Origin of the sequence: Anabaena azotica SJ-1, from assembly GCF_047275885.1 — a bacterium.
Lineage (GTDB): Bacteria > Cyanobacteriota > Cyanobacteriia > Cyanobacteriales > Nostocaceae > Trichormus_B > Trichormus_B azotica_A.
Genome location: NZ_CP178454.1, coordinates 1,753,267 through 1,769,589 on the forward strand (window position 1 = coordinate 1,753,267; position 16,323 = coordinate 1,769,589).

A 16,323-nucleotide genomic window follows, 5' to 3' on the forward strand; every position below is an offset into this window, starting at 1 on the left:
AACGCTGAAGAAATACAGGTGACAGGTAACAGATGATAGGTGACAGGTGACAGGTGACAGGTGACAGCAAGAAATTTACCAATTACCAATTACCAATTACCAATTATCAATTACCAATTACCAATTACCCATTAAAGAATATTCAGCACTTTCCTCAATAATGTTTGGTCTTCTAGTTTGGGTTTAAGACGACCATTTTCCACATCACGAATCCAGCTTTGGCTTTTACCAGTAAGTTTTGCTAGTTCTCTTTGGGAAATATTTATACTTTTTCTTGCTTGCACCACCTGTTCTGCTAATAAATCATCCGTGCTTTTGGTGATTTTTTTACTTCTAATGGCACGCCGCTTTTTTTTCTCTGCTTCTGAACTTTGTTGTTCCCATTCTGGAGGCAGTTCAAAAGATAAAATCCGCGCATTCATCAGCAAATTCCATTTACCACGAGGTCCGCTATCTGTAAGTCGAGTATCGCCACTACCATCATTAATCCAAAATTCCAAAGCTTCATCTGGATCTTCGGGAATATCGACTAATTTAGCCCACAAAGGTTGAATTTCTGGCGGGTAGGTAATTGGGTCAAAAATTGCTTTGACTCCATAATGATTGAGAACTTCCAAATCATTTTCAAATGTTCTCAACAGGCGCTTACGTTCATCTCTTTGTCTAGCAGCTAAGTGAATTTTTTCTTCACCATAAGCAACACGCAATAAGGTAGGAACTGTGATGCGTTGTTCTCTACCCATTTTGGTTTTAAATAATAACCATAACATCAGTCTGACTGCACCTTCATGTTGCTGCCAAAGACTCATAACTGTAGTTAACAGCGTTCTTGGAAGACTACCATATTGATAGAATCCGCTGCGATCTTTACAGCCTTGTTTATTTAAGAAATGTTGCGCCCAGATGCCGGCTTTAATTTTAAATGTCAGGCCAATCAGATATTTACACCCCTGATCATCTTCTTGAAAATGGTGCTGGATATCTGTTAAATGCCACAAACGACTATCTAAAACAGAAAATCCGGGAACTCTACCCCTTTGAGGCCAGTCAATAGAAACAATCAGTGAACAAGCTTGCTGAACGATGTTTTTAATCAGACATAGCTTGGCAATTTTATTGAGATCCTTGCGTTTTTCTAACCCCAAATATTTTTCAATTTGGCGTTCATCAATCGCAAATTCCTGTTCCCAAGGTTGCTCTAAGGTTGTAGCATGGGCGGCAAAAATCAAATGAATACAAGCGGCTCGAATATCGAGACTTTCGATAGCTTGTAAATCTTTTGCCAGGTTACTAACTTGAAATGGGTCTTGGATGTGAAAAGAAATTGCACCCCGACCTTGATTAACTTGTCGGCTATAATGTAAATTACCTTCTGCGTCTGTCTCCCAATTTAATGATTTACGTTGTGCTAATAGATTGCAAGCTTCCCAGATAACTATTGCCGAAGCAAAAGGATTATTCTTGCCATTAGAAAATAAATCAGGACTGGTAGGTTCTCGTGCTTCAACTTTGCATCTGCCTTTTTTAGCTTGCCAAGGTATAGGAGAATTTATTGGACAAGCAATTACACATTGCGGTTCTGGATAATAACCCTCACAATTGTTACACAGACAAGGATCAATCCAATATTCATCATTTTCTATTTTGATTGCACCCGTAGGACATTGGGAGCGGCAGTTATCACATCCATCGCAATTTTTGTTAGGAATTGTATAAGGCATAAGGCTTCTTCCTACTCTAATTGCTGAGATGTTTGGCTCAAGTCTCCCCTCGATGTCTCCTCTTGATTCATAACTTGCTACCAAATTATCTCCATGACAAGAAAATTTTTTCTCGCCTCACTTACCAGTTATCAGTTGTAGCTATAGGAGTCCTATAGTTTTTTTCTCCTAACTTCTGCGTTGGAGTTTCCTGCTCACTGACTTCTGAATTCTCGATTCTGTTGTATTATCTGTCACTGATTTCAGATCCTGGAAATTAGGGCTTCATTGCTTCTTCATTAACTATACATTTCATAAAGATTTCGCTAAGTTTGTTCAGAATGAGCTTAGGACAATTTCTTAATATTTGTGTTGTTTATTGACCGAAAATATTGGATAAAAGTGTTTTCAGATAACATCTAATTAATGTCAAAATGTTCTAATTTAGTATTTCATTCTCTTGACAATTGATATAAATTTGTGTCTCGTTATAAAAGTTACATTTTTTTTCAAAATTAAGCTATTTGTCCTACACTGAGTTAATGCCAAAATATAACTTTTCTTCTAATGGCATTTGTATAGATGCTTGCATAAAAGATAACTAAAACTTAGTTTGTATCGGCAAATACGGTTAAAGTAGATTTTTTATCTAGATTTTAAATATTTTATTTGCAAAATTATATCAAGTTAGAATTTATTGTTTAATTAACTAAATTGTTGAGCTAATGTCTTATGTAGAGCCGATTACAAAGATGTATTTCAATTATATTTAATAACAATAAATAGCATTTATTTCTTTCCAGAATCCTGAAGCAATTGACACTATTTAGCAAGTCAGCAAAATTTGATAAAAAAGTTAATTTTTATCATCAAAATCCCCAAATATTAGGCTAGTATTAAGATTAAATCACCAACTAATTTGTAAGCGAAATTGCTGAGGATAGATTCATGGCAACATTAACAGGCGTAACATTTGGCGGTAAGACTTGGACACCTAAATTTGCCCAAGCAATTGATAAAGATAAATGTATTGGTTGTGGCAGATGTATTAAAGTATGCGGTCACAACGTATTAGGATTGATGGCATTGAATGAAGAAGGTGAATTTGTAGAAGATGAAGATGATGAAGAAATTGAACGTAAAGTCATGACGGTTGCACATCCAGAAAACTGTATTGGTTGTGAAGCTTGTTCTAGAATTTGTCCCAAAAACTGTTATTCTCATACAACATCAGATAACTAAGATTTTTGGGAATTAGCTACATTGTTTAATTCCGTAAATACGCTCAAGAAGGTAATTAGAGGGGAATACTTCATTCTTATGATCAGTGGATAAAAGTTCATAATAAACAAAAACATAAATTATAAATTGTTATTTTTAGACAGAAATAAGTTATTAGATTCCTGATTTTTTTAAAAGTCAGGGATTTGAACATTTTCAGAGGTAAGGTTATGAAAAAATCTGGAAGTTTCACCCATTTTCGGTAAGGTGCAAGTTAGAACTTTAATAAGTGAAAATCAAAAATACCCCTGAAATTGTTCAACCTATTAGCCATGAATATAATATTTATATTATTTGTATTTGGCTAGGGGTAAATATCAACAGCAGGATGGGATGCACTAAATCAGTGAAAAATTAACAGATTGATAACTGGTCACTGATAACTGATAACTGATAGAGAGCAGGTAGTATGCAAAAAGTTCCTGTATCGTTGTGGACGCTTTTAGCTGGGATGATAATTTCCCCTATTAGCATTTGGATTGGTCAAAATCATCACCTACTTCCAGTACAAGCATCGCAACAAGCACCTCTGGTAGACGAATTTTTTAATATCATGTTTACCATTGCGATCGCTCTATTTTTAGTAGTAGAAGGAACGATTTTAATTTTCTTGTTTATCTATCGTCGCCGTCCAGGTGACAATAGTGATGGTACACCCATAGAAGGTAACTTAGCCTTAGAAATTTTTTGGACAGCAGTACCAACTGTAATTGTGGTTATTTTGGGTATTTACAGCGTCAATATTTATAACCAAATGGGAGGTTTAGAACCGGGTAGTCATCCTCATGGCCATGTGGCGATGGCTGCTAGTATGAATGATGGTTCTAATGCCAATATTGGTATTGGTGGAAGTCCCCAAACTCAAGGTAAACCAGCAGATTTGGTAGTTGATGTCAAAGGGATTCAGTTTGCATGGTTGTTTAACTATCCGGAAACTGGTATTGCGGCTGGAGAACTGCACGTTCCTGTCGGTGCTGATGTGCAATTGAATTTATCAGCAGATGATGTTATTCATTCCTTCTGGGTTCCCCAATTTCGCTTGAAACAAGATGCGATTCCTGGTGTACCAACTGAACTGAGATTCGTGGCTACAAAACCAGGTACTTATCCGGTAGTTTGTGCAGAATTGTGTGGTGGTTATCACGGTTCTATGCGGACACAAGTAATTGTCCACAGTCAAGAAGATTATGATAGCTGGTTAACTGAGAATCAGTTAGCACAACAGCAAGGAAAAGCTCAAGTTGTAGCTGTTAATCCCGCTAGTTTATCTACTTCTGAATTTCTTACTCCATACATAAATGATATGGGAGTAAGTGCCGCAACTCTATCTCAAATTGAAAAATAGCAGTGTTCAGTTAACGGCTGAACAAATTCGCACTCATAGCTTATGACACAGTTAGAAGTTCCACTAAATACGCCACACACTTCAGAGCATAAGGCGTGGAAATTGAAGGACTATTTCACCTTTAATATTGATCACAAAGTAATTGGAATTCAATATTTGGTGACGGCGTTTGCATTTTATTTGATTGGTGGGTTGATGGCGATCGCACTCCGCACTGAGTTAGCCACCCCAGATTCCGATTTTCTTGATCCGAACCTGTACAACGCTTTCATGACCAATCATGGAACAATCATGATTTTCCTCTGGATTGTTCCCAGCGCAATTGGGGGATTTGGTAATTATCTAGTTCCCTTGATGGTGGGTGCTAGAGATATGGCGTTTCCCAAATTAAATGCGATCGCTTTTTGGTTAAATCCACCCGCAGGATTATTACTGTTACTAAGTTTCATTTTTGGTGGTTCTCAATCTGGTTGGACAGCTTACCCACCTTTAAGTTTAATCACCGCCAACACCGCGCAAACAATGTGGATTTTGGCGATTGTATTGGTGGGAACTTCTTCAATTTTGGGTTCACTAAACTTTGTCATCACCATTTTGATGATGAAAGTTCCTAGCATGAAATGGGATCAAGTTCCCTTATTTTGCTGGGCAATTTTGGCAACTTCCATCCTCGCACTTTTATCTACCCCAGTATTAGCAGCAGGTTTAATTCTGCTGTTATTTGATATTAACTTTGGGACTTCCTTCTTCAAACCAGATGCAGGTGGTAACGTCGTTATTTACCAGCATTTATTCTGGTTTTATTCCCATCCGGCGGTTTATTTAATGATTCTGCCGATTTTCGGGATTATGTCAGAAGTCATTCCCACCCATGCACGGAAGCCGATTTTTGGTTATAAAGCGATCGCCTATTCCAGCGTCGCTATTTGCGTCGTCGGTTTATTCGTCTGGGTACACCATATGTTCACCAGCGGAACACCCGGATGGATGCGGATGTTCTTCACCATTTCTACCCTCATAGTTGCGGTTCCCACCGGTGTAAAAATCTTCGGTTGGGTTGCAACCCTTTGGGGTGGCAAGATCCGCTTTACCAGCGCCATGTTATTTGCGATCGGCTTACTTTCCATGTTCGTCATGGGTGGTTTAAGCGGTGTAACCATGGGAACAGCACCCTTTGATGTTCACGTCCACGACACATATTATGTAGTCGCACATTTCCACTACGTTTTATTTGGTGGTTCTGTATTTGGTATTTACGCAGGTATCTATCATTGGTTCCCCAAAATGACCGGCAGAATGATGAACGAAACCTGGGGAAGAGTTCACTTTGTTCTCACTTTAATTGGGACTAACTTAACATTCCTACCCATGCACGAACTCGGTTTACAAGGAATGCCTCGCCGAGTTGCCATGTATGACCCCCAATTTATTAGCTTAAACCAGCTTTGCACCATTGGCGCATTCATTTTGGGTATTTCTGTAATTCCCTTCGCTTACAACGCCATTAATAGTTGGAGAAACGGCGAATTTGCAGGTGATAATCCTTGGGAAAGCTTAACTTTGGAATGGACAACTAGTTCTCCTCCAATTATTGAAAACTGGGAAGTATTACCCGTTGTCACTCATGGACCCTATGACTACGGTCAGATTCATGATCAATCTTCATCAGTGACAGAAGTTGTAAGTTAAATGTAGGTTGGGTTGACGTAAGGAAACCCAACATTTGGGAATATAAGAAAACCCAACATTTTGCGGGTTTGTTGGGTTGCGCTGTCGCTTAACCCAACCTACATCTATTCATCATTTACTAGGAAAATAGCATGACTGCAATTATAACCAATGAACATCACGAAAGTGGACACGAAGCACATCCAGATTTAAGAGTTTGGGGACTGTTGACTTTTTTGGTTTCTGAATCTTTGATGTTTGGCGGATTTTTCGCCACCTATTTATTTTTTAAAGGTACTACCGCAGTTTGGCCACCAGAAGGAACTGATGTAGAATTATTCATCCCTACAATTAACACTATCATTCTGGTTTCTAGCAGTTTTGTCATTCACTTTGGTGATATGGCAATTAAAAGAAATAGTGTAGGTTGGATGCGGTTTTGGTATTTTATTACCGCAGTTATGGGTGCTGTATTCTTAGCCGGTCAGGTTTATGAATACCAGAATCTAGGGTATGGTTTAACCACCAATCTTTTCGCTAATTGCTTTTATATCATGACCGGGTTTCACGGTTTGCACGTCTTTATCGGACTGTTGTTAATTTTGGGTGTTTTATGGCGTTCTTTGCGTCGTGGTCATTATTCTGATACCAAACACACTGGTATTGAAATGGCGGAAATTTACTGGCACTTCGTTGATATCATTTGGATTGTTCTCTTCACTTTAGTTTACATCCTTAACGCTTTTTAATTTGGTAATGGGTAATGGATAATTGGCAATTATAAACCTTTTACCTATTACCTGTTATGACTAAAATGTATATTTCTGATAGCGTAGCAAAATCTATATCAAGATTTACAGGACTATTTTGTTTATTTCAGGACTTACGCAACTCGCATATTAGTAGGGTGCGTCAGACTTCATAAATCCTGCAAATAAACATATATTTGATATCTGACGCACCATGAAATAGATGTTTGGTGTGACACTTGCGTAAGTCCTATATTTTAACCTTAATCAAAAACCTGTGATGCTTGTAATTTGAGTTCATTAAATTGTGGAGAAATAACTAAATTATCACCAGAAAAAATCCCAACTTCATTATAAATTTTATCAACTAATTCTAAAACTAATATACTTTTGCTTTGGGGGTCAATAATCCAATATTCAGGAATACCACAATCTTGATACTGTAGACGCTTGGCGATGAAATCTCTATCTCTTTGTAATTCCCCAGGACTAACAACTTCAACAACCAATAAAGGTGGTGACATTAAGAGGCGAATCGTGTTACGGTTTGCTAATTGTTGAATATGCTCTTCTCGAATAATAGTTAAATCAGGATAACGATTTCTCGGTTCTCCTCTTACTTCCAATTCCAAACCATGTCCCCGCACTCGATCAATCCCTATTAACAATGCAAACATGAGGAAAAGACGATTAGCAATTTGCACATTAATTCCTGATTCTGGTGGCATTTCCACTAACTCCCCATTAAACAATTCATACAAGTTATCAGTGCCATCATCATAAGATAAATATTCTTCAAAACTTGCAAATCTATGATTAGTTTGTACCATGACAATTACTCCATGATTACTGATGGTTTAATTTTAACATTATTTATAAGTATTAAAACAATCATCCAATCACATCCTGTAAATCCTTAAATCCTGGATATGCTGATTCTGACAAACTCCATCATTACTTATATCCGCAATTTTGCTATAATTATCATCACTTCAATGTAATCGGTGACAGCATAATGATTACCACAGTTGAGCATTGTTATAGTTTAGATGAATATCGCGCCATTGAAGAAAAAACTGAAGGGCGCAATGAATATCATGATGGAGAAATTATACCAATGCCAGGAGTATCACTCAACCACAGCCGTATCGGTGGTAATATTTTTGTATTTCTAAAATTTCTTCTGCGTGATAGTCAATTTGAACCAATTAATAGTGATTTGCGGCTATGGATTTCTGAATATAAACGCGCCGTATATCCCGATGTGATGGTTTTTGCAGGTGAACCGCAACTCAATGAAAATCGCAATGATGAAGTTTTAAACCCTACCTTAATTATAGAAGTATTATCCCCTTCTACAGCAGATTATGACCGCAAAAGCAAGTTTAGAATCTATCGTTCAATTAGCAGTTTCTGTGAATATTTATTAGTTGAGCAAGATGAATTTTTTATAGAAAAATATAGTAAACAATCTCAAGGTTGGTTATTAAGTGATTTTAATAATTTAGAAAAATCTATTTCTTTGGAGTCAATTGGGGTTGAATTACCAATAGCAGAAATTTATCGCGTTGTTGTTTTTGAGTAAACAATATTCTATTTTTTCTTATATCGTAAATATTTATCGTTGGGATAAAGAAAAAAGTAGTTGGGAAGATAATTTTAGTTTGGTTAATCTTTTTTTATATAAAAATTTGTTTTTTGCCCTTACGCTATGATGTACGATTTAATAATTAAAAAAATAGTTGATATTACAAGTATTATGCAATTTACTAAGTGTATAATAAAGCTTACAATTATACATATCTATACTAAGAATGCAAGGAGTATATAATTGAAGCTTGAGTATTTGATTGTGGTTACAGAAGACGAGTCTTTTTGTAATACTAAAGAGGCTTTTATTGATTTTCTGAAAATAGACTCATTAATATCTGTAATTGGTCAAAAGATAACATATCGAAGAGATCCTAATGGAAATGAGCTTGTTCATGCTAATTTTCATGTAGAAACTGGTATAGTTGAATCAAAACGAGAACGTTATTTTTTGATCGTACTTACGTGCAAGAATAAAAATCTAATTGATGAGTTTTCAGAACTTGGAGAAAAAATCAAGACTATATCTTTACGAATCTGTCCGGGTTCGACGAAAATAAATACACTTTGGGATGATGTAGGAAGAATATATGCAGAAAAAGCTTATCCATTAATAAACGAAGTTGAAAACTTGATGAGGAAATTAATCAGTAAATTTATGTTGATTAATGTAGGAATGGAATGGTCAAAAGATACAATCCATGATGAATTATTTAAGAAAATTGAAGATTATGAGGATGAAGAGAATTCACTCTTATCAATCAAATTCCCCTATGGAATATTATCTTAAATCAGAAAAAGCTATTGCTGAATATTATATGAAGTCTGGATACAACGTTATTTCAGAAAAATTGTTATCCGGTACTAGCTGTGATTTTTATGCCTTAAATGGTTCAGAAAAAGTAGCAGTTGAAATCAAAGTACTAAGTTATCGGCATCAAATTACAAAAACAATGATGAAAATTGATAGATTTTTATTAAGATTGAACCAAAATACTGAAAATGATAGCCAGACTAGAATTGATCTAGTGTTTGTACTTCGAGACTACGATATTGACTATCCAGTTAACAAGATTCATTCTAAGATTTATTCTCATTTTATGAAATTTAGCGAAGAAATGGGTACTAAAATAATAATTAAAATTGGTTATCTTAATGATGAAAATGAATATGTTCCCCTCCAGCAATAACGATACAAGTATTCTTGCTCGTTTTTATCGCGGAGATCCATGTCGTAACAGAACAGTGGAAGGTACAGCTTTAGGACTAAGTTTAGCATGAGAAATAGTTCTCGCTCATGGAGAAAAATTAACTTTAGATCCTACACCTTCTGGACAAACTTCATTTTCTCTCAGTTTACCAAAGTGATAAAATAATTAAATTTATCTAACTAACTACGATTTAAACTGTTAAATAGTAGATATAGGAAATCCCAAATATTCCATATCAAATGGGATTAATTACCTATTATGCAAATTGATACAAATAGATTTTCATGGTTTGATGTATCTGGTGATGTCAAAGAACTATTAATATTAGCCGCCAAAACGTGGGAAAATACAGAAGAATCTGCAAAATATATGCAGCAAGCTTTAGCTAAAACAGAAGATAACACAGATGTTTTAGTTGCAGCTTATAGATATTTTTATTACAAAAATAATTATGTTCTAGCACTGACAACAACAGAAAAAATAACCGCTAAAATTAAAAAAGAGGAAAATCTACCAGATAATTGGGAAGCACTTAAACCTATCTTGGTTCAGCGACAGGAAGAACCCCAAATCAGATTGTTCCTAAATACTTATGCTGCTTCTGGTTTGGTATTAGCTAAACTAGGAAAAATAGAGCAAGCTAAAGAAATCAGTGCCAGAATCAAAGGTATTGATGATAAAAATGATTTTGGTGCGGGTATTCTTCTTGATATTTTGACCCGTCCACCAGAAGAAGATGATTAAATGCAGACTGTGGATATAGTGAACACAACGGATAATTTACTAATTACGAATCATGAATAATTGGTTATCTATCAACCCAACTTCTTATCAATTCTTCTCGCTTTCTACTAATAATAATGTTCTCTTACCTCCTGCACCTGAATCTCCAATGACTCCTATAACTAAAATGCCTCAAACATCTCCTCCGATGCTTTTCTTACCTATTTATTCACAGTCGATACTTTAAATATTATGCAAGGTAAGGATTGGTTTGTTGCTGAAAATGGACAGCATCAAGTCTGTAAATCAGCAAGAGAGTGGGATTTATTGCGTGATAATTATCGTCTTTATCGGTTTCTCACAGAAGTAGAAGATGTTCTCAAGGATGTGGAAGATGAATCAACTCGTCTTCCAGAACTGAGAATGTTAGTTAGACGATTAATTATTAATTCCTATTGGGTACAAAGCCAATTTTTACAACCTGACCCAAAAACAGGAAATTCGGTTTTATTGTTATATGATGAATTAGGGTTTCCTTTAACTGTGCAAACAGTCACATTTGCATTAGGAACAACTTCCAATATTCATAATCATGGAACTTGGGGAATAGTCGCAATTTTAAAAGGTCAGGAAAAGAATACATTTTGGCGAAGAAATTCTACCTCAGAATTTCCAGATCAAATTGAAAAAGTAGGAGAAATTGATTTATATCCAGGAGACTTAATCAGTTTTACATCTGAAACAATACACCAAGTTCAAGCAGTTGGTGAAGAACCAACAGTTACATTTAATATTTATGGAGAAACAGACCCCAAAAAAAGATTTGAATTTGAGGTAATTAACCATATTGCTAAAAAATTCTAAATGTAGTTGTAAAAAACATCAACAACAGATTATTATGCTAACATATAATAATATCTGCGTTCATCTGCGTTTATCCGCGTTTAATTATTTTCGATCTAGAAATTAATAGGAGAAATAGCAATGGCCAGAGTAATTTTCTATGAAAAACCAGGCTGTAAAAACAATACCAGACAAAAAGTATTACTCACAGCTGCAGGTCATCAAGTTGTTGCATATAGCCTATTAACAGAACCTTGGACAGTGGAAAGGTTAAAATCATTTTTTGGCGATCGCCCCGTCATCGAATGGTTCAATAAAGCCGCACCCCGGATAAAATCTGGAGAGGTGAACCCTGACAACATTGACGCTGATACGGCTTTGGTCATGATGCTTAGAGATCCCCTATTGATTCGTCGTCCTTTATTGGAAGTAGGTGATCAACGGGAAATAGGCTTTGATACCGAAAAAATTGACGCATGGATAGGTTTAAAACCCGTGGATGACTCTTTTAAAGAAATGAGTGAAAACCTCATGCAGCAAGACCTGCAAGGCTGCGCTCATGGAAAGAATCACGAACACCATCATCATGGTGAAGGCGGTTGTAAACATCACTAGAAAAGAAAGAAGTCAGGAGTCAGAATATTTGTTAGGACTTACGTAACTGGCACATTGGTAGGGTGCGTTAGACGGCATAAATCTAGCTAATAGTCTGTCAAATACATTTTGACGAATAAAGAAGAAACGAACCGCGAAGAACGCGAAGGAAGAAGGAAGAGTTATTTACCCGTCAATTAGTTATTGACAGACCACTAGTCAATAAACAGATTTTTGATATCTGACGCACCCTACAATAGATTTTTGGTATGACACTTGCGTAAGTCCTGGGGGATTTAGGGTATAAAATCTAAATTGAGAACCTGAACTAAAGAGAAGGGTGACTCTTCGGGGAATAATTCTGAGGGAAGTTGATATTTTCTGAGGGTGTCATTTCTCGCATCTTGATAACAATCTGGAAATATATCATTTAAAATAGATTTCAAACTGGGACTATCTGCAAGCGTATAAGTTATTTGTCGTCTTTGTTCAACAACTGTATTCCGCCAACCTCTGGCATTATCATCTTTTTTTTCTGTCCAATATTGCAGTTTTAATAAATGTTCAATTAAAACTATTAACCGAGTTTTTAGTTCTTTCTTTTCACTCCGTCCCATACTATCAATTTCTTCAATCAAATTATCAATATCTAATTGTTCTAGTTTTCCTTCTTTCAAAACTTGAACTGTAGTTTGTATCCATAAGTAAAAATCTTGTTCATATAATGTTTTATTAGTATCAGTGGTCAGCATAAAATTTTCTCCTGACTCGATAAAATATTGATTACATTATAATACAAATTGGGAATTCCTTAAATTCCATGACTTTTCCCAATTACCCAATGACGACGGAAAAAACGAGACAAAGCCGACTCTTCTAATGATAAATAAATAGGTCTACCATGTGGACAGGTGCGGGGGTTGCGTGTGCGTTGCCAATCATTTAATAATTGTTGCATTTCTGGTAAATTCATAGGTGTACCATTACGAATAGCACTGCGACAAGCAACAGCAACCTGGGCTGTTTGTAAGTCTCCTCCCCAACTTAATTCTAAAAGTGCTTCGGATCTATCTTCTCGGTTTTGCAACATGGTGGGAATATTACGGACAGCCCAAAGTTGTTCTCCAAATGGTTCAATATCTAAACCTATATTTTGTAATTGAGTAACTTGGGCTGAAGATAATTGATAAAGAATTATTGGAGTTTCTACGGGGACAATTTGCCAATTATCACATAATTGCTCATACAAAACTCGCTCATGGGCTATGTGTTGTTCTACTAACCACATTCCCCCTGAATGTTCAGCTACGATATAAGTATTACTAACTTGGGCGACGGCTTTTAATAGATTTTGGTTGTTGCTATCTGTATTTTTAGAATTAAAGTTATAACTGCCTTTTTCTTCTGCTACTTGCAGTAATTTACTAACTCTGGTTGTGTGGACTGATTCTTTGAGATTGGCTTCAGAAATAAGCAAAGCTTGGTTAATGGCTTGAGTGATTTGTTCTTGCCAATAACTGATTTCATTCAGATATATTTCTGCTTTAGCGGGGTGGCGATTCCAGTTGATTTGGTCGGGAGAAACGGCCAGATGCAAAAAACACACGGGATAGCGATCGCGTGGTAATGTTCTATTAAATGCTGAAAAAATTGTTTGTTCTAATTCCGGCGATTTGATAATTCTGCCATTAATCGCTACTTTTACCCAGTCAGGACGGTGACGATGGCACCTATCCGGTAAACCTATCACTAATGTAGATAGGGGAGTAGAGACGCTGCAAGCAACGTCTCTACTGGGAACTGGGGATTGGGAATTGGGTACTTTTAATTGTACCTCTTTTAAATCATTTTGTCGCACTTGAGGCAAAATTTGTGGAATAATTTTTTCCACACTTGATCCAGGATAAATAGTGAACCATTCTCGGTCATTTTGCCAAACTTGGTAAGTAACCTGGGGATGGCACAAAGCAATATGTTGAATTACACTTTGTATAGCTTTGATTTGCTGTGTTGGGGTGGGTAAACCTTGACGACGTGGCAGACAATGAGCAAATAAATTATCAACTGTAACTACTGTACCGGGAGCGATCGCAGTTACGTTCATCTCTAAAACTTTTCCACCATCACCATAAACAAAGCGCCATCCTTCAGTTCCTCCCACAGGACGACTAAGAATTTCTAAATCTGCCAAAGTTGTTAAACTATGTAACGCTTCCCCACGAAAGCCCAGACTAGTAATGTTCCACAAATCAGCAGGAGAGTGAATTTTACTGGTGCTGTGTGCTGTTGCAGCTTGTTGTAGATCATCAAAATTCATTCCCCAACCGTTATCTGCTACACGCACTCGCCACTGTTGGGGATTTATATAAACCACAATCCGCGTTGCACCAGCATCAAGAGAATTTTCCACCAATTCCCGCACTACAGAAGCTAAAGAATCAATTACCTCTCCAGCCGTAATTAGATATACAACTTCTGTCGGTAAAGCTTGAATAGTAGATGCCACCATAATCGAATTAAAAATTAATAATTAACAATTAAAAGTTAAAACTTGACATTAGCCTACATTATTATGACTTCTGAGTTCTAACTTTTGACTCTTTGTGATTCATATCTCCACATGATTTTTGATTAATTGTAAAGAAAGCCGAATTAACGCAATATATTTGATAAATTGCTGGTGAGGTTATAAGCAAAAAAAGCTTATGAGTAATTTAGTTGCTGATGTTCATGATTTGAAATCGCGTCTGGAATGGGGGCAACCCGCTTTTACAATTATTGATGTACGCGATCGCCATACCTACAATCACGGCCATATCAGTGGGGCAATTTCCATCCCCTTGGATGACTTAGCTGATCGTGCTAAATCTGCTCTACATAAAGAACGCCATATCTATGTTTATGGGGAACATGATGCACATACAGCTCATGCAGCCGAGACATTGAGAGCAGCTGGCTTTATTGATGTATCCGAAATCCAAGGTGGTCTTAACGCTTGGAAAACGGTTGGTGGCGCTACAGAAGGTATCTAATACACATCTCCAAGAAAGGATGTAGAGACGTTGCATGCAACGTCTCTACTTTCAATCCCACTAAAAGGGGGAGAGGTAGGAAAGGAGGGTAGGGGATAGGTTTGGATTGTTTTAGCGTTTCACTAAATACTTCCCAGATATCCTCTTATCTGCCTACACCTACATATTGGAAACCAGCCCTTACCATCACTTCAGGGTCTAAAAAGTTACGACCGTCAATCATTACAGCGTGATTCATCAATTTTGCCATTTTCCCATAATCTAAAGTGCTGAATTGCTGCCATTCGGTTACAAGTACCAAAGCATCACAGCTATCTGCTAATCTTTCAGCATCAGTTTCTACTAACACTCCCGAAAGACCATGACGCATCCCGGTTTGAGAAATAATTGGGTCGTAGGCTTTGACTTTAGCACCGAGTCGGTTAAGTTGCTCAATCAGGATCAGTGCTGGTGCATCGCGCAAATCATCTGTATCAGGCTTGAAGGTTAAACCCAGTAATCCCACAGTTTTACCTTTGAGGATTTTCAGAGCTTGTTGGAGTTTTTCCAGAGCGATTAAACGTTGACGTTCATTCACACTCACAGCAGCTTTCATGAGTTGGGCTTCATAGCCATAATCATCAGCAGTATGAATCAGTGCAGAAACATCTTTGGGGAAACAAGAACCACCCCAACCAATCCCAGCTTGTAGGAATTTGTTACCAATCCGGGAATCTAGACCAATACCTTTTGCTACTTGGGTGACATCAGCACCGACGCGATCGCAAATATTCGCAACTTCATTAATAAAACTAATTTTAGTCGCCAAAAAAGCATTAGCAGCGTATTTAATCATCTCCGCTGAACTCAAGTCAGTCACCAAAACTGGTACAGGAGGTAAAGACTGATCAGCCGCAAACTTGCGTTCTACAATGGGTGCATAGAGGTCTTTCATCATCCCAATCGCTTGTAGACTATTACCTCCCAAGACAATCCGATCAGGATTAAAAGTATCGTAAACAGCCGAACCTTCCCGCAAAAACTCTGGATTGCTCACAACATCAAACTGAGCCGAAATTTCAGGTAGTTTTTCTTCAACGGATGATCCACCGGCTGGTATCAATGTTTTTTGGCGTTCAGCAATACCATCTAAAACAATCATTCGCACCCAGTCACCAGAACCGATAGGTACAGTAGATTTATTGACAATTACCTTATAACCACCATTGAGATTTTCCCCAATACCACGAGCTACCGCTTCAACATATCGAGTATCACTTTCACCATTAGGCAAAGGAGGAGTTCCCACAGCAATAAACAGAATTTCTCCGTGTGCCACTCCCGCAGGTAAATCCGAAGAGAATTGAATATTTCCACTATTAATGGCAGATTGCATAATTTCCGAGAGTCCCGGCTCGAAAATTGGCGACTGGCCAGACTTCATTAATTTTACTTTTTCTTCGTTGTTATCTATGCAAATAACATCATGACCGATATGAGCTAAACAAGCGCCTGTAACTAAACCTACATAACCAGTCCCAATTACGCAAACACGCATTTTATTAAACTCCTCATTTTTTGTTATTGCTCATTGGTCATGAGTCACTA

The 16,323-nt window shown here is 37.0% G+C and carries 16 protein-coding genes; 11 read left to right on the top strand and 5 right to left on the bottom strand.

Annotated features, from left to right (window positions below):
* Window positions 1-131: 131 nt before the first annotated feature.
* Window positions 132-1,721 carry a helix-turn-helix domain-containing protein gene (locus ACLLO5_RS07665; protein WP_413174878.1) on the bottom strand — a complete coding sequence of 530 codons (1,590 nt, stop codon included), beginning with the start codon at window positions 1,719-1,721 and terminating at the stop codon, window positions 132-134.
* A gap of 927 nt (window positions 1,722-2,648) precedes the next feature.
* Between ACLLO5_RS07665 and fdxB the strand changes: the two genes are divergently transcribed.
* The 4 genes from fdxB to ACLLO5_RS07685 all read left to right on the top strand — a co-directional run bounded on the left by fdxB (window position 2,649) and on the right by ACLLO5_RS07685 (window position 6,743).
* Window positions 2,649-2,942 carry a ferredoxin III, nif-specific gene (fdxB, locus tag ACLLO5_RS07670; protein ID WP_413174879.1) on the top strand — a complete coding sequence of 98 codons (294 nt, stop codon included), beginning with the start codon at window positions 2,649-2,651 and terminating at the stop codon, window positions 2,940-2,942.
* 448 nt (window positions 2,943-3,390) lie between these two features.
* Window positions 3,391-4,326, top strand: coding sequence for a cytochrome c oxidase subunit II (locus ACLLO5_RS07675; protein ID WP_413174880.1), 936 nt, complete (start codon window positions 3,391-3,393; stop codon window positions 4,324-4,326).
* A 42-nt stretch (window positions 4,327-4,368) separates the two neighbouring features.
* Entirely contained in the window at window positions 4,369-6,015 is a 1,647-nt protein-coding gene (ctaD, locus tag ACLLO5_RS07680; RefSeq protein WP_413174881.1) for a cytochrome c oxidase subunit I, read from the top strand.
* 131 nt (window positions 6,016-6,146) lie between these two features.
* Entirely contained in the window at window positions 6,147-6,743 is a 597-nt protein-coding gene (locus tag ACLLO5_RS07685; RefSeq protein ID WP_413174882.1) for a heme-copper oxidase subunit III, read from the top strand.
* 263 nt (window positions 6,744-7,006) lie between these two features.
* On the opposite strand, the gene ACLLO5_RS07690 is transcribed toward ACLLO5_RS07685, so the two are convergent.
* Window positions 7,007-7,573 (bottom strand): Uma2 family endonuclease, encoded by a 567-nt coding sequence (locus ACLLO5_RS07690; RefSeq protein WP_413174883.1) that lies wholly within the window; start codon window positions 7,571-7,573, stop codon window positions 7,007-7,009.
* A gap of 185 nt (window positions 7,574-7,758) precedes the next feature.
* Here ACLLO5_RS07690 and ACLLO5_RS07695 point away from each other — a divergent pair, with 185 nt between their 5' ends.
* The 6 genes from ACLLO5_RS07695 to ACLLO5_RS07720 all read left to right on the top strand — a co-directional run bounded on the left by ACLLO5_RS07695 (window position 7,759) and on the right by ACLLO5_RS07720 (window position 11,725).
* Entirely contained in the window at window positions 7,759-8,328 is a 570-nt protein-coding gene (locus ACLLO5_RS07695; RefSeq protein ID WP_413174884.1) for a Uma2 family endonuclease, read from the top strand.
* A 267-nt stretch (window positions 8,329-8,595) separates the two neighbouring features.
* Window positions 8,596-9,123 carry a hypothetical protein gene (locus ACLLO5_RS07700; RefSeq protein WP_413174885.1) on the top strand — a complete coding sequence of 176 codons (528 nt, stop codon included), beginning with the start codon at window positions 8,596-8,598 and terminating at the stop codon, window positions 9,121-9,123.
* A complete protein-coding gene (locus ACLLO5_RS07705; RefSeq protein ID WP_413174886.1) occupies window positions 9,107-9,523 on the top strand; it encodes a hypothetical protein in 417 nt (138 codons plus the stop codon). The genes ACLLO5_RS07700 and ACLLO5_RS07705 overlap by 17 nt, the downstream gene beginning before the upstream one ends.
* A gap of 279 nt (window positions 9,524-9,802) precedes the next feature.
* Window positions 9,803-10,288 carry a hypothetical protein gene (locus tag ACLLO5_RS07710; protein ID WP_413174887.1) on the top strand — a complete coding sequence of 162 codons (486 nt, stop codon included), beginning with the start codon at window positions 9,803-9,805 and terminating at the stop codon, window positions 10,286-10,288.
* Window positions 10,289-10,519: 231 nt separating this feature from the next.
* Window positions 10,520-11,131: a cupin gene (locus ACLLO5_RS07715; RefSeq protein WP_413174888.1), complete on the top strand. Its 612-nt coding sequence runs from the start codon at window positions 10,520-10,522 to the stop codon at window positions 11,129-11,131.
* Between the two features lie 120 nt (window positions 11,132-11,251).
* Complete coding sequence (locus tag ACLLO5_RS07720) at window positions 11,252-11,725, top strand: ArsC/Spx/MgsR family protein (RefSeq protein WP_413174889.1); 474 nt, start codon at window positions 11,252-11,254, stop codon at window positions 11,723-11,725.
* 275 nt (window positions 11,726-12,000) lie between these two features.
* On the opposite strand, the gene ACLLO5_RS07725 is transcribed toward ACLLO5_RS07720, so the two are convergent.
* Together ACLLO5_RS07725 and mutL are read right to left on the bottom strand one after the other, a co-directional pair.
* Complete coding sequence (locus ACLLO5_RS07725) at window positions 12,001-12,456, bottom strand: DUF29 domain-containing protein (protein ID WP_413174890.1); 456 nt, start codon at window positions 12,454-12,456, stop codon at window positions 12,001-12,003.
* Window positions 12,457-12,515: 59 nt separating this feature from the next.
* Entirely contained in the window at window positions 12,516-14,210 is a 1,695-nt protein-coding gene (gene mutL / locus ACLLO5_RS07730) for a DNA mismatch repair endonuclease MutL (protein ID WP_413176030.1), read from the bottom strand.
* A 199-nt stretch (window positions 14,211-14,409) separates the two neighbouring features.
* Between mutL and ACLLO5_RS07735 the strand changes: the two genes are divergently transcribed.
* Complete coding sequence (locus ACLLO5_RS07735; protein ID WP_413174891.1) at window positions 14,410-14,736, top strand: rhodanese-like domain-containing protein; 327 nt, start codon at window positions 14,410-14,412, stop codon at window positions 14,734-14,736.
* Window positions 14,737-14,881: 145 nt separating this feature from the next.
* On the opposite strand, the gene ACLLO5_RS07740 is transcribed toward ACLLO5_RS07735, so the two are convergent.
* Window positions 14,882-16,273 (bottom strand): UDP-glucose dehydrogenase family protein, encoded by a 1,392-nt coding sequence (locus ACLLO5_RS07740; protein ID WP_413174892.1) that lies wholly within the window; start codon window positions 16,271-16,273, stop codon window positions 14,882-14,884.
* Between the last annotated feature and the right edge of the window lie 50 nt (window positions 16,274-16,323).